The organism is Streptomyces sp. NPDC029466 (assembly GCF_055574515.1).
This window is the reverse complement of sequence record NZ_JBVHZH010000076.1, coordinates 1-22,186: the sequence shown is the minus strand read 5'-3', so window position 1 is coordinate 22,186 and position 22,186 is coordinate 1. Positions and strand designations below refer to the sequence as shown.

Below are 22,186 nucleotides of genomic sequence, written 5' to 3'. Positions count from 1 at the left end.
CCCGCGGAGCGGGTGCCATAGCGCTGCGCGCTATGCAAGCGAACACCCGCGCTTCGCGCGGGTGTTGCTCCCGCTCCGCGGGAGCGTTCGCTGGATGCTTCGCATCCAGCGCAACCCGGCCGCTTCGCGGCCGGGTTGACGTTCCGTCCGCTTCGCTCCCTGAACGACTCCGGGTTGGCCTTGGTGAGCGGGGCGCTGCAACTCCCCCACCCAACGGCCCTTCCGGCTTCGCCTCCAGGGCCTTCAGGGCCCGCTGGCGCGGGCCGGCCGGTTATGGGGGTGGGGGTCGCTCGATCGTGTCGAGTTCCAGTGTATGTCTGCATCATCGAGATGCAGCATGTAGGCTTGGTGAAAACAAGGCACACCCTTCAGCGGCTTGAGCCCTCCCTCGTTTTTCGAGAGGAATGACCGAAGATGAACGGTCACAGTGAATCTACTGGAAAAGCGTCGGTGCTGAGCGGCGATTCTGTGCGCAGGGTGACTCAGTATCAGACGGCGGGCGCCAATGCGCGGTTGAGGCTGTTCGCGCTCCTGGAGGCGCAGGGCGTGCCTGCGGCGGAGGCGGATGACCTGGTGGCCGCGCTGGTGGCCGGGGCGCAGTGCGAGGTGGTCGAGCTGGACGGCATGGCGCCGGCCTCTTCGGGCCCGGTGTTCGCGGACGGCTGGGATGAGGGTGTGATGGCCGTGAGCGAGGCCCTGGTGGGCATCGCGGACCGGGACTGGTCGCGGCATAGTGGCCGATCGGCCGGGGCTGCTGAGCTGGCCGTACATCTCGCGGACGTGCGGCAGCGCGAACGCGTCGACCTGGTACGGCTGGAGTCGTTCGTCCGGGAGACCGTGCTGCCGGGCACGCACTCGAACACCACCGAGCGGCGCCGGGTCCTGGAGGCGCTGGGTGAGGCCGGCGATCTGTGCACGGCACGGACAGTGGAGATGTCCAGCGGTGACGTCATCCCCTGCATGCGCGAGGCCGGGCACTACGACCCGGACGACCTGCCGGGGTGGAAGCGCGGCAGGTCGTCCGGGAGACCCGGCGGCTGGCATCTCGCGGACGGGGCGATCTGGAGTGACGCCGGTGCGGCTTGTTCTCCGCACGCGGCCGTCTGAAAACCCACGGGGCTTTAGGTATCGGGGAGGCAAGGAAATGTCAGCGATTCCGCTCAAGGAACACCAGGTAGACCAGAAGTCGAGTTTCCGGAAGTGGGTGGGATTTCCTGCAAGATCTTTTGTGCCTCCGGAGGGGGCGCGTGCCACGGGGGTGTCCGCGACCGGGTCGGGGAAGACGATCACGGCCGCTGCGAGCGCGCTGGACTATTTCCCCGAGGGTCGGATTCTGGTGATGGTGCCCACGCTGGACCTGATCGTGCAGAGCGCGCAGGCCTGGCGCCGGGTCGGGCACCGCTCCCCCATGGTCGCGGTGTGCTCGGTGGACAACGACCCGGTGCTGAACGAGCTCGGGGTGCGCACCACCACGAACCCGATCCAGCTCGCGCTGTGGGCCGGTAAGGGGCCGGTGGTCGTGTTCGCCACGTACGCCTCCCTGGTGGACCGTGACGACCCCACCGACCCGGCAGGGCAGCGGAAAGTTCGCGGGCCGCTGGAGAGGGCCCTGGCGGGCGGAGAGGGGCTGTACGGCCAGTCGATGGCAGGGTTCGACCTCGCCGTCCTGGACGAAGGGCACATGACGGCCGGCGACATCGGCCGGCCCTGGGCGGCGATCCACGACAACAGTCGGATCCCCGTCGACTTCCGCTTCTACCTCACCGCGACTCCGCGGATTCTGGCCGCGCCGCGGCCCCAGCGCGGCCGGGACGGCCAGGAGCCGGTGATCGCCTCGATGGAGGCCGACTCCCGTACCTACGGCCCCAGGATTTTCGACCTCGGGCTGGCGGAAGCGGTGGAACGTTCGATTTTGGCAGGGTTCGAGATCGACGTGCTGGAGATCCGCGACCCCGACCCGGTCCTGGGACTGTCAGAGGACGCGCTGCGCGGCCGGCGCCAGGCCCTGCTCCAGGCCGCGCTGCTGGAGCACGCCGCAGCGAGGAACCTGCATACCGTCATGACTTTCCACCAGCGGGTGGAAGAAGCCCAGGCGTTCGCCGAGCAGATGCCGCGTACCGCTGCTGAGCTGTTTGCCACCGAGGCGTCCGAGGTTGCTCTTGCCCGTGCGGAGGAGTTGCCGGCCTCCTCCATCGACGCCGAACTGTACGAGCTGGAAGATGGCCGCCACGTCCCACCGGACCGGGTCTGGGCCGACTGGCTGTGCGGCGACCACCCCATCGCCCACCGACGCGAGGTCATCGGCCGGTTCGCCAACGGCATCAACGCGGCGGGCAGGCGGGTGCACCGGGCATTCCTCGCCTCCGTGCGGGCCCTGGGCGTCGGCGTCGACATCACCGGCCTGCGCGGCGTCGAGGCCGTGTGCATCGTCGGCTCCCGCACCTCCCAGGTCGACATCGTCCAGAACATCGGCCGGGCGCTACGCCCGAATCCGGACGGCACCGTCAAGACAGCCCGGATCATCATCCCGATCTTCCTTCAGCCCGGCGAAGACCCCAAGGACATGGTCGCCTCCGCCAGCTACCAGCCCCTGGTCGACATCCTCCAGGGCCTGCGCTCGCACTCGGAGCGCATGGTCGACCAGCTCGCCTCCCGCGCCCTGACCCGCGGCACCGAGCGCCGGCGTCTCCATGACCGGCCCACTACCGGCGGCGCGGGGACAGGGGGCGAGGAGGCGGAGGAGGCCGAGAGCGAGGGGCAGCGGGAGGTGGATCGTGTCGATGCGGTGGTGGTCAACTTCGCCCAGCCCCGCGACGCCGCCGACATCGCCGCGCTCACCCGGTGCCGCGTCATCCGGCCCGAGTCCCTGGTCTGGCTGGAGGGCTACCAGGCCCTGCGCCGCTGGCGAGCCGAGCACGAGATCACCGGTCTGCACGCCGTGGCCTACGACGTCGAGACCACAGCCGGGTCCACCGACGCTTTTCCGCTGGGGCGGTGGGTGCACCAGCAGCGGCGGGCACTGCGGGCCGGTGAACTCGATCCCCACCGTAAGGAGCTGCTCGACGAGGCCGGGATGGTGTGGGAGCCGGGTGAGGAGGCGTGGGAGGCCAAGCTCGCCGCGCTCCGGTCATACCGCCGGGCGACCGGGCACCTCGCCCCGCGGCAGGACGCGGTCTGGGGCGAAGGCGAGGCGATGGTGCCTGTCGGGCAGCACATGGCCAACCTCCGCCGGAAGGGCGGCCTCGGGAAGAACGCGGAGCGGGCGGAGGAGCGCGCGCAGCAGTTGGCGGCGATCGACCCGGACTGGAACTGCCCGTGGTCGTTGAACTGGCAGCGTCACTACCGGGTGCTCGCCGACCTCGTCGACGCCGACGGTGTCCTGCCCTACATCGCGCCGGGCGTCGTCTTCGAGGGCGATGACATCGGCACATGGCGGTGGCGGCAACAAGAGCCCGGCACCTGGGCCCAGCTCCTGCCCGAGCAGCAGGAGCGGCTGACCGCACTGGGCGTACAGGCCCCCGAGGCCCCGTCTCCCACCCCGACGACCACGCCCGCGGCAAAGGACGCGGGCAAAGCACAGCATGCCTTCCAGCGCGGCTTGGCGGCCCTCACGCAATGGGTCGAGAGGGAAGGACAGCGACCTGTACCGCGCAGCCACGCTGAGGAGATCGCCGTTGACAGGGAAGCGGAGCCCGTGGTCGTGAAGCTGGGCATATGGATCTCCAACACCAAATCCAGGCGAGACAAACTCACCCAGGAACAACTCGACGCACTGCGGCAGCTGGGCATGGAGTGGGCATGACGCTATCGGCGGGCGCAGGGCCGGGAGCGGAGCGTCATGCTCTCGGCCGCGCCTGAGTGGGCAAGCCCTGGGGCTGCTGCTTAATGCCTCCGTCAGCGCTGGAACACACTCTCCGCGTACACCGTCTCGTAGGGCCTGGTGGTCGGCGCCGCGCAGCAGGTGGTGCAGGCGGTGGCGAACCGTCACCACCACAGAGCACTCTCGGTCTCCGGGGCGAGGCTGAGCAGACAGCCGACGTGCAGGCGCCGTCGGCGCCGAAATGGGGCGTCTGATGCTGGCGAAGTAACTAGTCATGTTGGAGATCTGACTGGCATTCAGGCATCCGGTTCCGGGGTCCTGCGCCGTGTATGTGGGTGGAGGGCAAACAGTTCCGGGCCCTCCGACGCATGTTCGCCCACGATGCCTTGGAGGCAGTCCAGTGCCCAGCAATGAGCGCACGCCCATCGCGATCGCGGTGATGGGTGCGGCCTTCGCCACTTACCTCGCGATTTCCAGTCCGGCCCTCATCCCGGCCATCACCCTCGGCGTGGCCGCCTTCGTGGCGCTCCTAGCGTTCTTGAAGTTGTAGTGCCGCGCCAAGCGCTGGGCCTCCAGCGCGGCGGCGTGCGGCGTGCAGTTCCTTCTGGACCTGACGCCGGAGGCGACCGCGCTGGAGGCCGCTCATGCGGGCATCTGTGGGACGGAAGCCGTCGCTGTGACAGCTTCCGTCCCACAGATCCGTCTGCCCGACGGGTGGACTGACCTGCGGTTTCAAGGAGCTTGGAATAAGTCCATCCGCGGGCATCCGGATTCAGGCCCTTCCAGCGTGTAGGTGGGTGAAGGCGCTGCCTTCACCGCTGAAGACACCTCACAGAAGGGAGCCCAGCCTGATGGCTTGGCCTGAGATCCCGTGGGAGGCCGGTGTATACACCGCCCGCCACGGTACGCCGCCGTGGGCGATGTGTGGTCGGAGGTCACCGTGACCGAAGAAGCGTACTCGCCCGCTTGCGATAGTGATCCGAACAACAGGTTCACGACTCTGAGACGTCCTCTCATGTCGGCAGCCATGGCGAAATCACCTGATCGGAACTTCGCTGAAGATGCGGTTCAGATCACCATGGAGAAAGTATTCAAACGGTTTCCGGACCTGGGTCTCATCAGTGACAGTCGACTAGTTCAGTACAGTCGTAAGGTTCTGTCACACGTAATCGTTGACGAATTTAGGAATAACAAGAAACTCCCCATCATCCCGGTTCCTCCGGAGGTTCTCCCCGAGGGGACTTCATCGATCGGAATCCCGGAGTCAGTTCTCGTTGCTGAACTCCGAGCCGAGATTTACAAGTTCATCACCGAGTTGCCCAAGACTCAACGGAAGGTTGTCGACCTCGCTATTGTGAGGGAACTTCCGTTGGAGGAAGTGGCGAAGGAGATGGACGTCGAAGTGGACACCGTTCGGAGGTATCTCGGGGCGGCCCGTCGACGGTTGGAGAAGGCAATGGTTGCGTCATCCGAGGAGGTGTCAGCATGAGCAGTTGGATGTTCGATGAGGAGCGCGAAGCGTTCGGCCGCCTGGTCCTGCTGGAGCTCCTTGACCAGGCATTGCGCGAGGAAAACCGGTTGGGTGAGGTCTCTTACCTCACCCTCAACCAGGAGGGCCGGCCTTCGGGCCGGCCCCCGGCCGGGGCCTGCCTCGTGACGGTGGAAAACCCGCTTCGGGTGCGCGACCTGCTGCGCGACCAGCGTCAGCGGGATCGACTGTGCGAGCTTTTCAGGCTGCTCAACAAAGAAACGAAAAACCAACTAGAGCCCGCCGAAGAAAGAAGAGTCGCCGAAATCGCCGAGGCTTTCGGTGACCTTAAGGCTGCTTACGGTTGGTGGCGAAGGGCTGCTGCCAGCGGCGACGAGGACGCGAAAGACTATGTAGAGATCCTAGAAGAGGAGTTGGGGGTGAGCGATGTTCCAGACGATGCGGCTACATCTAGAAGACTGTTTCGCGAACACTTCACTGTCCCTCAGGTACGACTCTTGAGGCGTTTCTGCAGTCGTGAGCAAATCACGGAAGCTGAACTGAACGATCTATTCGGGGAGATCGAGCAGTTCCTTTCCAACCCAAACCAAGTCGCGGACGGTGGAAGGCATATTTGAGCGAACCTCATTGGTGATCCCTGAACTCTCTCCATGAGGGGGAGTGGGTGAGAACTTCAGCGATGCGGCGGCTACCTCTTGGCAGAGGTAGCCGCCGCGGCCGTTCCGGCAGCAACTCAGCAAGGCCCGCGAAACAGACAAGGCGATCGTCGGCACGGTCCTACCGGCGGGCCACAGGGCACCTCGCCCCGGGGCAGGACGCCGTGTGGGGGCGAGGGCGAGGTTCGCCGACCTCGTCGACGCCGACGGCCATCTGCCCGACATCGCACCCGGCGTCCTCTTCGGCGGCGACGACCTCGGACCATGGCTCGCATGGCAACGCGACGCGAGTACCTGGCGCGGTTGTCCACCGAGCAGCAGGACCGGCTGTCCCAGCTCGGCCACGTATGCGGCACGGTAGCCACTTCAGTACGGGCCTGGGCCTATAAAGAGGGTCAGGACAGCGAGCTCTTGAACGGCTGCGGGCAAGGAAACCTGTTGTGGCGGCTCCGCCAGCGTGATTGGTTTTCCGCGACCCATCATGATTACTGCGGCGGGTTGACCGGCGCTCCAATGAATGACGGGGCAGGTACTCGTGTACAGCGGCTTCGGGAATGCGAATGGACCGGCCGGAGGGGCCGGAGCGGATGGACGGCAGGTGTCCGCCCTGCACCAGGCGGTAGATCGTCATTTTCGACACCCGCATGATCGAAGCGGTCTCAGCCACGGTGAGGAGGACAGGCGCGGCCTGTGCCGCCAGGCGCGTGGCGACGACCGTGAGAGCCGCTCGTAGTTTCTGCGACGTAGCGGCGTCGAGTCCGTCCAAGGGCAAGAGGCTGAGGGCTTCCATAGCCTCGGGCAGGTCGTCGATCGCTTCAGTCCCTTCATGGGCATGAAGGCGGGCCATGGCGTCACGCAGCCTGCGCAGACCGGTGTCGTCGCTGGTCAAGGAGTCGAGCGCGGTGAGGACCCCAGTGACGTCCGGCTCCGATACTGGGTTGGTTTTGTGGACGATGGTGTTGCGCAGATTGGGTGATGGCGCGGATGGCTTGGGCGGTGCTCCGCGGGGTCCGCTCCCGGAGGCGTCGTGCCGCGTCAGTGCCTAGCGATGACGCGTTGAGCAGTGCGTTGAACTCGTCGTCTCGGCTAGTCATCACGGTCCCCCTTCCTCTTCTGCTTGGCTTTGGTTCTCCAGCGATAGAGCGATCCTTCGACGGCTCGGACAGTCGTGGCGTCGACCAGCTAGCGGATCTCGTCTTGTGAGTAGCCGTCCAGGGTCAGCGCGACGATGGCTTGGACGCGTGGGTCGGTGATCTCCCCCAGTTCGTCCAGGACGCTCAGGTTGCCCAGGACCTCCTGGGCGACGCCGAGTGTGCTGACGGGTGGGCTGTAGAGCTCCTTCTCCCGGCGTAGGGCGCGGTGCTGGCGGGCCTCGCTGGCCCTATGGCGGCGGAACTCGTTGGGGAAGTCGTAGGCGCACGCCCCCATGAAGTAGGTGGTGATGCTTGCTCCGCCTTCGGGGGTCCATCCCTTGTCGACCAGGGCCTGCTGGCGGAAACGCGGCAGGGCTCGGGCGATGGTCATGGTGGCCAGTTCCTCGCGCAGGTCGCTGTCGGTGGCAAGGTCCTCCAAGTCGAGTTCGTGGGGGTTGAGATTGAAGCCGCTCTGGGCGACCAGGTCGAAGATGTAGCCGGAATGCATCCAGCCGCGCAGGACAGAGATCCCGTAGCGGACGAGTTCTTCCACGAACAGGTCGTAGCGCGGGCCGGTGAAGCCGTCCTGTTCGAGCAGGGCCACCAGGCGTCCGTCGGCCAGCCGGCGGTCGATGTTCTCTTGCAGCCGCCGGGCGGTTTTGGCCTGGCGGCCGTTCATGGCACGCACGTCGTGCGGGGTGACCGGGGCACCGAGCAGCCGCTGCGCGTCGTGCGGGCCGTCGTTAGGTTGTAGGTTGCGGGCGCGCGCGGCCGCGGCCTCCTCACCCGCGCCGTCGCCCTGCATGCCCTCCCCTTCCGGTTGTCGTCTCCGCCCCCTTTAGCTGTGCAAGGGGACGGCTCGCCACCAACCGCGCCAGCCCACTCGCAAGCTCCCGGGCCGCCGCGGCCGGCGCCGAGACGACCCCTTGTAAGTGCGCCCCCCCACGGCCACCCCACGGACTTTTCCAAGATTCTTTTGCGGCCCTCGGAGCCGGGAAATCAGGCCGTAGGGCGGGGCTCGGACGGGCACTTACGAGCGGACGTCACATCATCAACCTATGGGGAGAAAAAGTGAGTTCGCCCGTGCCGACGCCGCAAGGGCCGACCCCGTTCCTGACGATCCACACGGCCGTCGTCCTTCTGATCGCGGTCGTCATCGGCCTGGTCGTCGGAGGGCTCACCTTCCTCAGCGGCGGTGCCGTGGCCGCTGCTGTCCTGGCTGGTCTGACCACAGCCGGCGTCAGCGTCCCCGTGCTCCGCACACTCATCGGCTGAGGTCCGGCCACGGTCTTCATGGATCTTCTGAAGGAGGCACCGTGGATCAGCTCCCCGCCGGGCTTCAGGACAGGGCGCTGCTCATCGAGGTCTTCCGCCTCATCGGGGGATGATCAGATCGGTGAGCTGCCCCGCGGTTGGCATCCGCCCGCGGTTGACTACGGTCGCGACGAAGATGACCACGACCGGCAGCAGAGGGATGAGAGCTGCGTCGGGCAGGCCGAGGAACGCTGCACCCGCCATCACCAGGACGACCGTGAGCCCCACCACAATCCCCCGCAGACGCTCTCTCGGTGCGGCCGGAGTCACGCCTGCAAGGTGGTCTGCGTCGAGAAGGTCGTCAATACGGCCCTCGGCGTAGCGTTCGGCGATGGTCAGGAGCATCACGGTGAGGTCCTCCAGAGCAGGGCCCGGCTTGGAGTCCTGTCGTGCTTCTGCTTGTCGCAGCGCGCCCACCACCAGGGCTGCATGGGCTTTGAACTGCCGTTCGTTGTGTCGTCTGGCTCTGGCGCGGCGGGTGCGGTGGGCCCTCCAGATGACGCGCTCGACCGGCTGCACGGAGACGCGCGGGATCTGGCAGTCCGGCTGGGTTTCCTCCCAGCGCCGCAGAACCGCGGCGCACTGGGCAGCGACCGTCAGCAGGGCCACGACCGGCCAGCAGCGTCGGTCCTCCATGCGAGCACTGTCCCCGTCTGCGTACCCGGTGAGACCCTCCATATCGTAGGCGGAAAGCGTTGCACCTCTGCCCGAGCTGGTCAGGTTCATGCGCTTGATGAGCCGCACTTCAGCGGTCAGAACCAAGGCCCAAAACAAAACTGCCGACACTCGGCCGACCGCGGAGGAACCCCCAGTAAGAACCGACATCGGCATGGCCACGAAACTGCTGAGCAGCCCCTGCACCACACCAGGATGCGAACCCGGCTCAGCGCTTAGCCGCAGATTCTCCCAGTCGGCCATGTCGTCGATATGCGCCACAATGTACAGCAGCACCACAAACCGGATGACCTTGAACGGCCCGGCCAGAGGCCGGGCACGCCACCACCGCACGACATACCCAGGGGCCAGCCCATGGCCGCCGACACGATCTTGTATGCGCGGCGGCACCAGCAGCATCTGCGTCAGGAGCGGAGCAGCTCGACGCACCCCCGAGTCGGCACGCCATCGTTCGAAGCGCTCCAAAGACGCCAATCCCCAGCGCTGAACTGGCCCAGGAATGAGGAACAGAGCCATTGCGACCAAGACCAGCCACGGAGTGACCGCGAAGAGGAGACCGTTCAGCACCTTGGCAGTCTCACGCATCCCACCGCCAACAGCCCCAGGAACGTGAGGAATCGACGACGGCGCATCGCGGCGGACGTGCAACGCGTCGCACGGCTGGCGGAAGTTGGCCAGGCGGAGCCGGAGAGGGACGTCGTGCCGGCCAAGACCACACCATCCTTCGGTACCGAGTCCCACCAAGGTATGAGGCCGAAAAGTTCCGCCGGATGGAGGCCTGGACTGTCCGGATCCCGCACCCATCCAGGCCGTGAGACAGCACCGGGGTGCCGGCGACGTCCGTCCTGACGCGCGCCGCCAGCTTGTCGCCGGTGCCCCCAAGGGGCTCATAGCCTGCGTCATCCGGCGCTGTCCCGAGAATGCAGAACAACTGGCAGGCAGGGGCGGGCGATGTGCGAGAACTGACGCTACGGACTGTGGGGGCGCCGGCTGTGCGGGCTGGTCGCTTGGGGAGGCGGACGTGGGACAGATCGAGCAGGGACTGGAGCGCGCGTTGCGCACCCGGCCCATTCCCTCAAGCACTGAGGCCCGCCTACGTTTTCTGCTGGCGAGGAACCGGGGTTCCACCCGGAAGGTGGCCACGATGCTGGGGGTCTCGCAGCGCACTGTGCAGCGGTGGGTGTCAAAGAGAGCCGAGGCACGTCGTCCGCCGGGTCCGCTGCAGGTCCGGGCGATCGAGGAAGCGGTTCTGGCTCGGTGGCAGCCCCGGGTACGGGCCCGTCGGCGTGCCCAGGCAGAGGCGGATGGCTTCGTCTTCCATACCCGTGCGCGATTCGGGTTCGCGGCTCCTGCGGGGTCCTCGGACGATCCGCGGGTGCGGTGGATCACCAGGACCTGCCGGGAGAGGTAGCCCGGGAGCTGTTCGCCGCCCGGGATGCCGGCGCGGGCGAACAGCAGCAGACGGTGATACTCGCCCGTACGCTGGGACACGCCTACTTTCGCGAGTGGGGCCGCCGCGCCCATGGTCTGCACGTGGCTTTCAGCGACGTCGAGTTCGCCGACTTCTCGATCGGCTGAGCCTGGCCCATCGAGCGAGCACTGCAGGGTGGTCAGCGTTGCGACGGCCTGGCGCGCCTGGCCGGTATCGCTTCGTACCTCTCGGCTTCCTGCCGCTCGCGCCAGTCCCACTCCACACGGCCGACCGGGCCTTTGCGGCGGGCTGTGGGCGGCTGTGGCGGGCGAAGTCTGGCCGTCTCTGCCATGTGTAGCAGGTGCCGGCGGTCACCTGGCGCGGCGAGCAGTGCCTGGTCCTCGCTGGAGAGGAGCCGGGTGAAGCAGGCCGCGGCCCGCAGGAAGATGCCCGCCCAGGGCGGTACGGGTAGGCGGCGCAGCCGTCGGTGTAGCGGGCGCGGTCGTGCAGGGCGAGCGTGGCCGCGGCGTCCTCGTAGTCGCGGGGCTTGCGGTGGCGAGTTGCTGGAGGGAGGCGCCGGTGAACAGCGCGGCGGCGAGGGCCGCGGCCAGGCGAGGGTGTGCGGTCGCCGTGTGCAGCCGTTGGGCGACTCGCTGGGCGGTGTGCACGGTGAGAGGCACGGGTGGTGGGCGGTGCCGCCAGGCGATCGGCGGTGGCGTGCACGGGGCGGCGCAGGGGCGGGGGCTGTCAGGCGGTCCAGTGCCGGCAGGGTGAGCCACCGGCTGGCCGGCGCGGCGGGCTCGTCTGGGGGCGGGGGTTCGGCGATAGGGGTGCCGTAGTAGCGGCGGCGGGCAGCCTCGATGTCGGCGGTGAGGGAGTAGTCAGCCGTCCGCAGGGCCTGGTGCAGAGCGGCGGGAAGGTGAGGGCGGTGGCAGACCAGGGTCAGGTGGATACCGGTGCGGGCTTGTAGCTGCAGGAGGTGCATCGTGCGGCGGGCGGTGAGGCGGTGGGCGCGCAGGACGGTCAGCCGGGTGATGGGCAGGGCGGTCATCCAGGCGGTGGCGGCTTCCCAGGCGGGCTGGCGGCCGCCAGGGAAGCGGCCCGGGAGTAGGGGCGGTTTGCCCAGGGCGGCGAGTAGGTCGTGGGCGAGGCCGGTCTCGCTGGTGGTGCCCGGGCCGGCGTGCAGGGTGATCCGGCCGGACGGCAGGTGATGGGCGGCTAGGGCGGTGTGGGTGTGGATCGCGTCGTCGCCGGGGTCGATGACCACGGCGACGGGCGGCGGTGGCACGTTGAGCGGCATAGTGGTGTGGTGGTCAGGCGAGGCGACTGAAGGCCCAGCGCAGCAGTTCCTGGTCGACGCGGGGGCGGCCGGTGCGGGCCGGGGCGGTGCGGGTGTGGGCGGTCAGCTGGGCCCAGGCGCGGAAGTTGCCGTGCGCGGCGTGGCTGTCGGCGAAGGTGATGTCATCGGGGTCGGCGTCGGCGCAGATCGGGTGGAACAAGGGGATGACGTCGAGGACCTCGCTGGGGGGGGTGAGGCGGGTGAAGTGCTGCCAGATGAAGATGCGGGAGGAGAGCATCGGTTCGCGGCGCAGCACGGTGTGGCAGCCCTCGCCGCCGACGAAGATGATCGCGAGCTGGGTGGAGGGCTCGTCCCACAGGTAGCGGAAGTATTCGAACGCCTCGCCGTTGAGCCACTGGGCCTCGTCGACGAGGAAGGTGCGGGGGCGTTCGGCCAGGGCGGTCTTCAGCAGGCGGTCGAATTCGCTGGGGTGGCGCGGTGGTTCGCCGGCCAGGTCGAGTGCGGTGAACAGCTCGTAGCGCACCGCTCGGGCGGTGGGCCGGGCCCGGAAGGTGATCTTGCGGACGTCCTCGCCGGGTTCGAGTTCGCGCAGGCAGGTGTTGACGGCGAGGGTCTTGCCGAAGCCGGCGCCGCCGTGGATGCACATCATCGCGCGGGCGGCGACGGTGTCGGTGATGTTGTCCCGGGCGGTGAGCAGGGCGCGCGTGGTGACCACGGAGGCATCCGGCAGGTCGACGTACTGGTAGGTGGCCGCGGTCACGAGGGGTCTCCGTCTTCGTCGGTGGTGGGACGTGCGGCCCGTCTGTCCGAGGCTGCGGGGGCAGAGTCACGGCCGGACGAGAGCGGGGCGGGCCGGCCCTGCGTAGTCAGCGCGGCCAGGGAAGCTGGGGTACGCCAGTCGGCCGGGGGTGCGGCGGGCGGGATGACATCCGGCAGCGCGAGCTGCGACAGCCCTGTGCCGGCACTCCGGGCGAGTTCGGCGTCGGCCTGCACACCGGTCAGCGCGCCAAGCCGTCGAGCGGGCTCGGCCTGCGTGGCGGCGGCGTAGCGCTCCCGCTGGGACGCTTCGAGGTCCTTCTTCAGACGGCGGCTGCGGGTCGCCCGTGCCCGCCGTACGGCGCTGACCTGTTCCTCAGTGGCCTGGTCGGCCAGGTCCGCGGGTCCGAGGTAGCGGCCGGTGGCCGCATGGTAGACCTCGATGCGGTGGTCGTGGTGCGGCATGAAGCGGATGCGGACCTGGATCCCGGCCTGGCCGGTCATCCACGGCCCCAGGTAGTCACGTTTCCTGAAGCGAATGCCGCGGGTGGTCAGCGTGCGGGTGCCAGCGTCCTCCAGGGTGAACGTCCACAGATCCGCGGCCGGCACGTCCCGCAGCGGAGTGGGATCGTCCTGCCACGCCTGAAGCGGGGTCCGGCCCCGCAGCGGTACGGGACGGTGCTCGGTGTTCCACCACCGTGTCCAGTCCAGCAGCCGGGCGTGAAGTCCTCGAAGCTGAGCAGCACCTCGTCTTTCGGCCGGGAGGGGCGTTTGCCGGGCCGCGGCTGGCGGGCGTAGCCGGGCAGCGCGGCCAGGAACATGCTCTCCGCCGCCCGATTCAGGCCCTCCACAGTGCCCTTGAGGTGCGGGGTGTAGGCGGGCAGATCCTCCACGGTGATGTCCAGGAGATCGAACGCGGCAGTCACCGTCCGGGACAGAAAGTCCTTGCCACGGTCCACCCGCACCTTCTCCGGCAGGCCGCCGAACGGGCCGTAGGGGTCCTCGCGCAGGACCGCGGAGCGCAGCGCAGCCAGCACCGACTCCCGCGACGGATGCACCGGCGTGACCGCCACACCGGTGATCGCGTTGGTGGCACAGTCGGTGAACCAGGTGATCCACGGCCTGCGGGCCTTTCCGTCGACATCGACCAACACCGACGCCTGCATGCGGTCGGTCTCCCACACCTGGTTACGCCAGCCCCGCGGCCGGGCCAGGAACACATCATGCTTACGCGCCGCCCGCTCCCCACCCGCGAGCCCGGCCCGCTCCCCCGGCGTGAGATCACGGCGGATCGCCCGGTGCAGCGTCGGGATCGACGGAGGCATCTGCCCTCGCCCCTGGCCGCGCGAGCGGTCAGCTCGCGATGCACCACCCGCACGTTCCCCCTCCACAGCACCAGCAGAGCCCGGACCTCATCAGTAACCGTGAACCGCCCGGGATACGCGGCCCGCTCCCCCGGTGCCCGGGCCGCGGCCTCGTCCCGCTCGGCGGCCGCCAGCCACCGCCACACCGCACGCTCCGACACCCCCAGCACGTCCGCCGCCGACCTCACCTGCCCAGTGGTCAGCATTCCCTCCCGCCGCAGGGCCAGCAGACGGCGCACCGGCACCGACACCCACGTCACCTTCCACCCCGGGGGCACTTCGCCCAGCGCCATCCGCACGGCGACGATCTTGCCCCGGCCCGTGTCGCCGAACACACACCCCGCGCCCTCCGCCGCCATCGCCTGCCCGACCACCTCGGACACCGCCCGCACCGACGACGTCCGCACCAGCTGCGCTCCCGCCGGCAACGTCACACCCGTCACCGCACCGCCCTCCCCCGACGGCAGTACCGCGGACGCCGCCAGCGCGGGGTGTGGCAGCCGGCGCGCAGCCTCCTTCGCCACGCCGTCCTCACGCGTCCCGGCCAGGGCGAGGTCAGCCAGCGCCTGCCGCGTTTGCTGCTCCTCGCGTTCCCGCCGCACCACCACGCGGTCGGGCAGGGCCCTGCCTGCCTGAAGGTCCCGGCGCACCACCCGGTGCAACGACGCCAGCGAGGGCACCTCTCCCCGGCGTCCTTCAAATGCCGGTGCAGCACCGACACGTTCCCGCCCGCCTGCGCCAGCACTTCCCACGCCTGCTCGGACAACTCCAGCCGTGGCCGCGGCCTTGGTTCCACACGGCCCTCCGCCCGCGCCGCCTCCAGCCAGCGCCACACCGGCCCCACACTCACCCCGCCGACCTGCGCGCCCGCACGCACATGCGCCGTGGTCATCGCCCCGGCCGCATCGAGCTCCAACAGCCGCGCCACCAGCACCGGCCTGGACACCCTCAACCCCGCCGTCACCTCACCCCACGCACCCGCCTCCTCCACCCCGCACCCTTGCTGAACTGCTGATGGCCAAGTGCGACGACCGCGCGCGGCGCCGCTCCGAGCGGCGGATCAAGGCAGCTGGCTTCCGGCGGGAGAAGTCCCTGCGGTCCTTCGACTTCGACGCCAACCCGAACATCGGCCCGGCCACCATCCACACCCTCGCCAGCTGCGAATGGATCAAGGAGAGCCAGCCGCTCTGCCTCATCGGCGACTCCGGCACCGGCAAGTCCCACATGCTCATCGCGCTGGGAACCGAGGCCGCGATGAAGGACTACCGCGTCCGCTACACGCTCGCCACGAAGCTGGTCAACGAGCTGGTCGAGGCCGCGGACGAGAAGCAGCTGAACAAGACCATCGCCCGCTATGGCCGTGTCGATCTCCTCTGCATCGACGAGCTCGGCTACATGGAACTCGACCGCCACGGAGCCGAGCTCCTCTTCCAGGTCCTGACCGAAGGCGAGGAGAAGAACAGCGTCGCCATCGCTTCCAACGAGTCCTTCGGCGGCTGGACCAAGACCTTCACCGACCCCCGCCTCTGCGCGGCCATCGTCGACCGCCTCACCTTCAACGGCACCATCATCGAGACCGGCACCGACTCCTACCGCCTCGCCAGCACCCGAGCCCGAGCTTAGGAGCCCGCCAAGGTCGGCTGACATCTGCCGCTGCCTGACTCGACGGCCTGCCGCGAGATTCGATCGGCTCAGTCCTCAGGGCTGTCGTCATCGAGCGGACGCAGACGGCGCCGGGCCTCCTCCAGCCGCACGTCATAGTCGGGAAAGAACAGCGCGGGCAGCATCTTGTCCAACTGGCCAGCGATCCGATGGATTGGTGCCCATGCCGCCGGATCGTCGACCGTGTTGCTGAGATCGGTCATCTGCAACCGCTCCAACCAGTCCGACAGGATCGTCGCTTCGTCGCGGGTGAGCCTGATCGTGATCTCTGGCTCTTCCACCCCGGCCCCGCCCCTTCGAACAGGCGACTCAACGTTCGACGACACAACCTACCGATCGCCAGCTCCGCGAGATCGACCAGCCTTCATCGGGGCCGGACACGTGCCGTCATCTCTCGGATCAGGCACAAATTCCGTGAGGACGATCAACGGGATTCGATCTCGGTGACATAGCGTCATCTGGGATCGTGGTCCGGTGTGATGAGCTCGTCGGTGACCTGTTTCCGCACATCAGCGAGTTGCTGGTGGAGCGAGTGTTCTCCAAGCGCGGAGCGGTTCACGTGGTGGCGAGAACCCGGGAGACCGAGGTGGCCTGCCCGGGGTGTGCGGAGGTTTCCGACCGGGTGCACAGCACGTACGGAAGATGCCTTGCCGATGCGCCTGTCGGGGATCGGCCAGTGCTGATCGAGCTGACGGTGCGACGTCTGTACTGCGAAAACGGTCGTTGTCCGCGGCGTACGTTCGCCGAGCAGGTCAAGGGCCTGACCGTTCGCTATGGTCGCCGCACGCCTGCCGCCCGGCGGGTTCTGGAGGCTGTCGCCGTCGCACTCGGTGGCCGGGCTGGGAGCCGTCTGGCCTCTGCCCTGAACACACGGGTGAGCCGGACAACACTCTTACGGACGGTTATGGCCCTGCCCGATCCCCGCTGGACCGTTCCGAAGGTACTGGGTGTCGACGACTTCGCCACCCGACGCGGACAGCACTACGGCACCGTGCTCATTGACTGCGAGACCGGCCAGCCCCTCGACCTACTGCCCGCCCGCGACGCAGCGACCTTGGCCGGCTGGCTTCGTGAACATCCCGGCTCCGAGATCATCTGCCGTGACCGGGGCGGTTCTTACGCCGACGGCGCCCGCACCGGCGCCCCGAACGCGGTCCAGGTCGCGGACCGCTTCCACCTCTGGCAGAACCTCGGCACCGCCGTCGAACGCAGCGTTCGTCGCCACACTAACTGCCTGAAAACGGCTGCTATGAGGGCTGATGGCCTCACGAACGAAGCCGTTGCCGACCCTGCGGACACCGAGAAGGAAACATCGCCGATCGAGGCCCGTATCCGCGAACGCCACGCGACCGTCCACGCACTCCTGGCCCAGGGACATGGCATTCGCGAGATCGCCCGGGAACTGCACATGGGTGGCAACACCGTCCGCCGCACCGCCCGCGCCGCAACCCCCGAAGAATTGCTCACCGGCCGACGCCAGCCCCGGCCCAGCCGGCTCGACCCCTACAAACCCCACCTGGACAAACGCTGGGCCCAAGGACACACCAACGCGATTCATCTGCACGCCGAGCTCCAGGAACTCGGCTACCGCGGCAGCTACCAAACGATCAGCGACTACCTACGCCCCAGGCGCCGACGTCGCATCCGTGTTGTTGCCCCCGCACCACCGGGCGTTCGGCGGGTTACCGGCTGGATGACGCGGCACCCTGAACGCCTGAGCGACGACGAACGCCGCCAGTTCACCTCCGTCCTCGCCCAGTGCCCCGAACTGACCGCCCTCCATGGGCACGTCCGCGCATTCGCTGAGATCCTCACAACACGCTCCGGCCAGCACCTCAAAGATTGGATCACAGCCACCCGCGCCGATGACCTGTCCGGACTCCACACCTTCACCACCGGGCTGGAGAAGGACTGGGATGCGGTCGTCCAGGGCCTGACCACTTGCTGGAACTCGGGTCCGGTGGAGGGCCGGGTCAACCACATCAAGATGATCAAGCGCCAGATGTTCGGCCGAGCCAAACTCCCGCTCCTCCGCAAGCGCGTCTTACTTACCGCTGCCCGCCCGTCGGCACAGCCAGTAACCGTCGGAGGGGCCCGGTGATTCTTGAGCACGGACATAGAGTGAGTTCCTCGACGACTCGGCGGGGGTTCGCCATGGAGATCACCGTCCAGTGGATACGGACGTCCTGGACGAAGCAGTCCCGGGGAGGGGAGGCTGCTTCGCGCAGGAACGCGGCCCCAATCGGCTTCGCTCTCCCGCATGTCGAGGCCGCCTCCGCACACGTAATTCGTATGCACGAGCGAGACGACTTCGAGCCGTATGACACCCAGGAAGACCGTGGCAAAGTCGATGTCCAGCTTCGTGAAGCCGACGGACGGCTGCGGGTCTTGCCCCGAGTGGAGCCCTTGTTTGCCCTGCCGCCCCGGCCGCGACGGCCCCCGGCCGTGCGACTTGCCCCCGGTCAGTGGGTGCGCTGGCAGCTCAACTATCGCTTCAGCAGCATGGCAGGCATGCAGGACTGGTCGTACTGGCTGGACACGTTCAACATCGCCTACGGCCCGGTGAATGACGATGTGTTCCTGTCTACGCCCACCATGTTCGTCGACGAGCAAGGGCCGGTCCGATAGCCGCGTCCTGAACGGCGACCACGATCGACCCCAGATGACGCTATGTCACCGACACCGAATCCCATTGATCGTCCTCACGGAATTTGTGCCTGATCCTCCTGGAGATGAACGAAGCCAAGCCGGCCTGCAGCGGTGTTCCGGCGCAGGCGCAAGGTCGACCATCGTCCGCACCGGCCCCGGCGTACCGAGGAGCGGCAAACTTGACGGCCTGGGCCATGTGCAGCGGGCACGAGGCGGAAGAAGTTCACGGAGTGCGTCGGTGGATCTCAGCTCAGTGATCATCGCGGTGGCAGGCGTCGTAGGAACCCTGGGAGGATCGCTACTCACCCAGCGCGGCTCCGAACGAGCCAAGCGCCGGGAAATAGAGCTCGTTCGTGACCATGAAGAGATCCGGGAGAACCGTTCACTCCGACGCACCTGCTATGTGGAACTCAACCGAGATGCCCGGCAGTTCACCACCGCACTCAACCGCCACCTGCACGTCATGAGGGAACGCGGCGCGGAGGACACCGACAGCGACGCACTCGACGACGCGAAGAACGCGCACCGTGATCGATACTCCGAAGCGCAGATGATCGCCCCCGAAGAAGTACTCATGCGAGCGAGTGTCGTCAACCAAGCCCTGAACAAGGTCTACGGTCAGGTCAAGCGCCTCGAACGCGGTGCCCCCGGACCAGGCGAAACGATGGAGACCGCGGCTCAGGCCCAGTACGAGGTCTGGGACATGATTCGAACCATGAGAACCGCTATGCGTCACGACCTCGGTGTGTCGCATGAAGATTGAGAGTTGGCACTCAGTTCCGTGCGGTCTCTCTTATCTGCCTCGACCAGCCAAAGGCTGACCGAGGCAGAGGTCAAAACACATGCTGAGGGCTGTCCCGCAATGTTCCTGTGGAGCGGCGTCGCGGGCTGTTGTTGACCGGCGGGAGGTCAGTCCAGGCTGGTCGCCCATGTTGTCAGTGCGGCGAAGTCGTCGGTGGCAAGGCCGCGTCGGGGGTCGATCCGGTGCAGAAGGGCGATGCCGTTGTGGTGTTCCTTCACCCAGGCGCGATCTGCCTCTGTGATCTCGTCGTCGATCCAGGCGAACGGGCGCCCCGAAGCCCACGTGACGATCTCAGGCGTCTTCCAGAACACACCGCCGCCGGGCTGGGCTCGCGGTGAGGGCCAGCCAATGAAGGGCAGCTGCGGCAATCCTAGGACTGGCGCGATGAAAGCGTTGGCTTCTTCCTCCCACGTCGTGGCCCACACCAGGTCGAAGGGAAGGGCATCCAGGGCCGGGCCGTGGTTCGGGTTAAGCCATACCCTCAGCGGCCTCACGGACTTGTTCGGCAGCCCCCATTCAGTCAGCCGCCGCCGCTCGGCGGCCTCCCATCGAGGCGTCAGCAGGCGGTGCGTCTGATAGCCCTCAGGCCGACGGTGCGGCTTCGCAGCATACGGATTCAGCGGTCCGTCCACGTCCACCAACAGCACTGGGCGCATCAGCTCATCCCCCTTGGCTCTGCATCGCACGATATCGGCCGATGACGAGACCACCCAGTGAAATTCTGGCAGCCAGAGATGCCCGTAAGTCTGGGCTCTGGAGCGGTGAGACGAGCGCACCCCCGCGGACGCGGGGAGCAGGAGTTCGGGATCCGGCTGCACGCCATGCCCCAGGGGCCATCCCCGCGGGAGAGCGCATGTGCTAGACGACCAAGGGTCGGAGCCTCAACGGCCTCCGTGCCTGCGGGGACGCCCTGTTCGGAGGGGACTTCGTCGGGGACTGGGCGCCAGCTGCTCCTGGCACGAGCGGGGATGGCCCAATGGCGGTGACCAGGAGTATGCCCGGGGCCGCGGGCGGACTTCCAGGTGTCCGTGGGGTGGGGCGAGAATGGTTGTCAGTGCCGTGGTGGCTGGTAGGGGCGGCGTCGCCGCGCTCGTGGTTTTGTCGGCCAGTGTGCCCAGCGCAGCGTTTCGGCCTCGCATGGTGGTAGTAGTCCTGTGCCGATGAGGGCTGCCCGGCCGGCCTCTTGCCCCGCTATCCGGTATCCATAGTCGGAGGAGTCCATCTCGTGGTAGGCACCGTTCGTCAGTAGCACGGCGGCTGATACTCCATTGAGCCCTTCCAGCAGGCCGGCTCGCAAAGCGGGAAGGAACTCTGGAGGCAGGCGTGACTTCGGTACGGCGTTAAGCAGTTCAAAGTTTCCGGCACGGCCTGGTGGTTCGAAGTCGGCAACAATGTTGGCGTAGGAGCCGCAGCCTCCGATGTTCAGCATGACGCGGACGGCCACGTTGGGCACGGCAGCAGGGAGGGCGGTCATCGGCATACGGTACGGAGATAGGAGGCTCGTTGGCTGGCCGACGCTTTGCTTCCCCGGCTCAGTAGATCAGGAGTCGAGGGAACTTCACGGACGGATCGGCCCCCGCGCTGGAGACACGGCCCATCTGCACCACATACCGGAGTTGGTGAAAGTGGTTCAGAACGGTGCTATCCGCGTGTAACGATGCAGGCTAAGAAGTCTGCTCCCGCACGGGCGGAGGTGTGCCGCAGCTCGCGGAGCGGTGCGGTGCGGGCCACCGTCTCCACGCAAGCGGGGGTGAGCCGGCGTGGTCGCAGTCGGTCGACGGCTACCGCGAGTCATCGGAGTCCTGGGCGACCTGCTGCGAGACTGCCAGCGGCGCGGCACGCGCGTTCCCGTCCTCGCATCGACGACGGCGCCCTCGGCTTATGCACTCAGCGAGGTCTTCCCCGAAACCCACCACCAAGGTGCTGAGTTCACGAAGCGGCCAACTGCCTCGACAGCCGCCCGAGGGCGTCAAGACGTTCGCCAGACAGTACGAGAAGATCGTCGATGACGCGGGTCTCCTGGCGTTCTACGACTCCCCGCCGAGCACTGGATCCATTTGCTGACCACGAGCCCCATCGAGTCCACGTTCGCCACGGTGCGGCTGCGCACCAAGGACCCACGGCGCCGGCAGCCGGGGGCGGGGCTCTCGTCCAGCTGAGCGCTGACATCTCGCGTCAGCGGTCGATCGGGAGAACCCTGTCCAGGCCGCTGTCGCGCAGGATCTGCTGGATGGTGTCATCCAGGGGGCTGGCGGCGTCGATAACGGTCTCCAGGGTGTCGGGCAGCAGGTCCTTCTCCCGGTACCAGTCGCGCAGGTGGTCGGCGGTGACGTGCTTCAGGTACTCGGCATCGGGTTTCGTCGCGTGCCGGAGCACCGTCTCCGGGTAGGGCACGTGGAGGTAGTAGCAGCGCGAGACGCCACGGTGGGCGCGCACCAGGTCCTGGAGCATCGTGCCGTAGCGGTCGGCGTACAGGATGCCCTCCGCGACGACGTGGAAGCCGTTGTCCAGGGCGTAGCGGGCAGTGAGATCGATCAGGCCGATGTTGGCGCCGCCGGGCCGGTCGCGTTCGCGCAGCACGATCCGACGCAGGTTGTCCTGGCCGACGATCGCGAGGTTGCGGCCGAACTTCTCGCGCAGGCCGGCCGCGACGGACGACTTCCCCGAGGCGCTGTTGCCGCGGATCACGATGAGGCGTGTGTCTTCAGTTCCCACCACACCCGACACAATAGCGGCGGGCTGGCGGCACCAAGTCGGGTGTGGGAAGCGGCTTGTGGTGTTCCGGCGCTCCGCCTTTTGGGGAAAAGGGCGCAAGATCCGTGCGCTCGTCGGTGTGCCGGACGGCTTGCGCTTCCACGAGCTTCGTCATCGGTGCGGATCCGGTGCGGGACGCCTGGTCCGAGCACGGGCAACAAACAAGGCCCAGGTCTCCGACCCGGGCCTCCATTATGGAGTGGCTGACGGGAATCGAGCCCCGCACTCTGAGCTCAGGACTTCTTCCTGCTCTGGGCTTCCGCCTGCGCGATGAGTTCGGCTTCGGAATCGACCAGCGCCAAAGGCCGGCGCTCCAACCGCACCCAGGTCCCGCGGTCCGTGCGCGCGCCGACCGAGCGACGCTTGCGCACCACACTCCCCCGCTCCAAACCAACGTCCAA

19 protein-coding genes and 3 pseudogenes are annotated in these 22,186 nt (G+C 67.7%); 12 read left to right on the top strand and 10 right to left on the bottom strand.

Annotated features, from left to right (window positions below; translation table 11 throughout):
* Window positions 1-477 precede the first annotated feature (477 nt).
* The 5 genes from ACZ4XD_RS35615 (at window position 478) to ACZ4XD_RS35595 (ending at window position 5,926) form a co-directional block, all read left to right on the top strand.
* Entirely contained in the window at window positions 478-1,107 is a 630-nt protein-coding gene (locus tag ACZ4XD_RS35615; RefSeq protein WP_468049418.1) for a hypothetical protein, read from the top strand.
* A 37-nt stretch (window positions 1,108-1,144) separates the two neighbouring features.
* Window positions 1,145-3,802 carry a helicase associated domain-containing protein gene (locus tag ACZ4XD_RS35610; protein WP_468049416.1) on the top strand — a complete coding sequence of 886 codons (2,658 nt, stop codon included), beginning with the start codon at window positions 1,145-1,147 and terminating at the stop codon, window positions 3,800-3,802.
* Window positions 3,803-4,220: 418 nt separating this feature from the next.
* Window positions 4,221-4,370 carry a hypothetical protein gene (locus ACZ4XD_RS35605; protein ID WP_363246362.1) on the top strand — a complete coding sequence of 50 codons (150 nt, stop codon included), beginning with the start codon at window positions 4,221-4,223 and terminating at the stop codon, window positions 4,368-4,370.
* A gap of 390 nt (window positions 4,371-4,760) precedes the next feature.
* Window positions 4,761-5,309, top strand: coding sequence for a sigma-70 family RNA polymerase sigma factor (locus ACZ4XD_RS35600; protein ID WP_468049413.1), 549 nt, complete (start codon window positions 4,761-4,763; stop codon window positions 5,307-5,309).
* On the top strand, window positions 5,306-5,926 hold the full coding sequence (locus ACZ4XD_RS35595; RefSeq protein WP_468049412.1) for a hypothetical protein: 621 nt from the start codon (window positions 5,306-5,308) through the stop codon (window positions 5,924-5,926). The genes ACZ4XD_RS35600 and ACZ4XD_RS35595 overlap by 4 nt, the downstream gene beginning before the upstream one ends.
* A gap of 565 nt (window positions 5,927-6,491) precedes the next feature.
* On the opposite strand, the pseudogene ACZ4XD_RS35590 reads toward ACZ4XD_RS35595, so the two are convergent.
* Together ACZ4XD_RS35590 and ACZ4XD_RS35585 are read right to left on the bottom strand one after the other, a co-directional pair.
* Window positions 6,492-6,611 (bottom strand): annotated as a pseudogene (locus tag ACZ4XD_RS35590) (excisionase family DNA-binding protein); the annotation flags it as partial.
* 536 nt (window positions 6,612-7,147) lie between these two features.
* Window positions 7,148-7,903 carry a hypothetical protein gene (locus ACZ4XD_RS35585; protein ID WP_468049410.1) on the bottom strand — a complete coding sequence of 252 codons (756 nt, stop codon included), beginning with the start codon at window positions 7,901-7,903 and terminating at the stop codon, window positions 7,148-7,150.
* Between the two features lie 266 nt (window positions 7,904-8,169).
* Between ACZ4XD_RS35585 and ACZ4XD_RS35580 the strand changes: the two genes are divergently transcribed.
* Entirely contained in the window at window positions 8,170-8,373 is a 204-nt protein-coding gene (locus ACZ4XD_RS35580) for a hypothetical protein (protein WP_468049408.1), read from the top strand.
* A 99-nt stretch (window positions 8,374-8,472) separates the two neighbouring features.
* Here the strand turns inward: ACZ4XD_RS35580 and ACZ4XD_RS35575 are convergent, their stop codons facing one another.
* Complete coding sequence (locus ACZ4XD_RS35575) at window positions 8,473-9,654, bottom strand: hypothetical protein (protein WP_468049406.1); 1,182 nt, start codon at window positions 9,652-9,654, stop codon at window positions 8,473-8,475.
* Window positions 9,655-9,898: 244 nt separating this feature from the next.
* Between ACZ4XD_RS35575 and tpg the strand changes: the two genes are divergently transcribed.
* Both tpg and ACZ4XD_RS35565 read left to right on the top strand, forming a co-directional pair.
* Window positions 9,899-10,498: a telomere-protecting terminal protein Tpg gene (gene tpg, locus ACZ4XD_RS35570; protein ID WP_468049405.1), complete on the top strand. Its 600-nt coding sequence runs from the start codon at window positions 9,899-9,901 to the stop codon at window positions 10,496-10,498.
* On the top strand, window positions 10,468-10,665 hold the full coding sequence (locus ACZ4XD_RS35565) for a hypothetical protein (RefSeq protein ID WP_468049403.1): 198 nt from the start codon (window positions 10,468-10,470) through the stop codon (window positions 10,663-10,665). Before tpg ends, ACZ4XD_RS35565 begins: the two co-directional genes overlap by 31 nt.
* Window positions 10,666-10,697: 32 nt before the next feature.
* On the opposite strand, the gene ACZ4XD_RS35560 is transcribed toward ACZ4XD_RS35565, so the two are convergent.
* The 3 genes and pseudogenes from ACZ4XD_RS35560 to ACZ4XD_RS35550 form a co-directional block, all read right to left on the bottom strand.
* On the bottom strand, window positions 10,698-11,798 hold the full coding sequence (locus tag ACZ4XD_RS35560) for a hypothetical protein (protein ID WP_468049401.1): 1,101 nt from the start codon (window positions 11,796-11,798) through the stop codon (window positions 10,698-10,700).
* Window positions 11,799-11,811: 13 nt separating this feature from the next.
* The gene (locus tag ACZ4XD_RS35555) at window positions 11,812-12,558 is read right to left on the bottom strand and encodes an AAA family ATPase (protein WP_468049397.1); all 747 of its coding nucleotides are present in this window, start codon (window positions 12,556-12,558) and stop codon (window positions 11,812-11,814) included.
* Window positions 12,555-14,157, bottom strand: a pseudogene (locus ACZ4XD_RS35550) (transposase). The gene ACZ4XD_RS35555 and the pseudogene ACZ4XD_RS35550 overlap by 4 nt, the downstream one beginning before the upstream one ends.
* 760 nt (window positions 14,158-14,917) lie before the next feature.
* Here ACZ4XD_RS35550 and istB point away from each other — a divergent pair.
* A pseudogene (gene istB, locus ACZ4XD_RS35545) lies at window positions 14,918-15,541 on the top strand (IS21-like element helper ATPase IstB); the annotation flags it as partial.
* Window positions 15,542-15,609: 68 nt separating this feature from the next.
* Here istB and ACZ4XD_RS35540 read toward each other — a convergent pair.
* Complete coding sequence (locus ACZ4XD_RS35540; protein WP_468049395.1) at window positions 15,610-15,861, bottom strand: hypothetical protein; 252 nt, start codon at window positions 15,859-15,861, stop codon at window positions 15,610-15,612.
* Between the two features lie 185 nt (window positions 15,862-16,046).
* Between ACZ4XD_RS35540 and ACZ4XD_RS35535 the strand changes: the two genes are divergently transcribed.
* The 3 genes from ACZ4XD_RS35535 (at window position 16,047) to ACZ4XD_RS35525 (ending at window position 18,992) form a co-directional block, all read left to right on the top strand.
* Window positions 16,047-17,681 carry an ISL3 family transposase gene (locus ACZ4XD_RS35535; RefSeq protein ID WP_468049393.1) on the top strand — a complete coding sequence of 545 codons (1,635 nt, stop codon included), beginning with the start codon at window positions 16,047-16,049 and terminating at the stop codon, window positions 17,679-17,681.
* Between the two features lie 53 nt (window positions 17,682-17,734).
* Complete coding sequence (locus tag ACZ4XD_RS35530) at window positions 17,735-18,208, top strand: hypothetical protein (protein WP_468049391.1); 474 nt, start codon at window positions 17,735-17,737, stop codon at window positions 18,206-18,208.
* A 259-nt stretch (window positions 18,209-18,467) separates the two neighbouring features.
* Window positions 18,468-18,992, top strand: coding sequence for a hypothetical protein (locus ACZ4XD_RS35525; RefSeq protein WP_468049389.1), 525 nt, complete (start codon window positions 18,468-18,470; stop codon window positions 18,990-18,992).
* Window positions 18,993-19,138: 146 nt separating this feature from the next.
* On the opposite strand, the gene ACZ4XD_RS35520 is transcribed toward ACZ4XD_RS35525, so the two are convergent.
* The 3 genes from ACZ4XD_RS35520 to ACZ4XD_RS35510 all read right to left on the bottom strand — a co-directional run bounded on the left by ACZ4XD_RS35520 (window position 19,139) and on the right by ACZ4XD_RS35510 (window position 21,758).
* The gene (locus ACZ4XD_RS35520) at window positions 19,139-19,687 is read right to left on the bottom strand and encodes a hypothetical protein (RefSeq protein WP_468049387.1); all 549 of its coding nucleotides are present in this window, start codon (window positions 19,685-19,687) and stop codon (window positions 19,139-19,141) included.
* Window positions 19,688-20,082: 395 nt separating this feature from the next.
* Window positions 20,083-20,460 carry a hypothetical protein gene (locus tag ACZ4XD_RS35515; protein WP_468049420.1) on the bottom strand — a complete coding sequence of 126 codons (378 nt, stop codon included), beginning with the start codon at window positions 20,458-20,460 and terminating at the stop codon, window positions 20,083-20,085.
* Window positions 20,461-21,206: 746 nt separating this feature from the next.
* Window positions 21,207-21,758 carry a P-loop NTPase family protein gene (locus ACZ4XD_RS35510; RefSeq protein ID WP_468049385.1) on the bottom strand — a complete coding sequence of 184 codons (552 nt, stop codon included), beginning with the start codon at window positions 21,756-21,758 and terminating at the stop codon, window positions 21,207-21,209.
* Window positions 21,759-22,186: the final 428 nt, after the last annotated feature.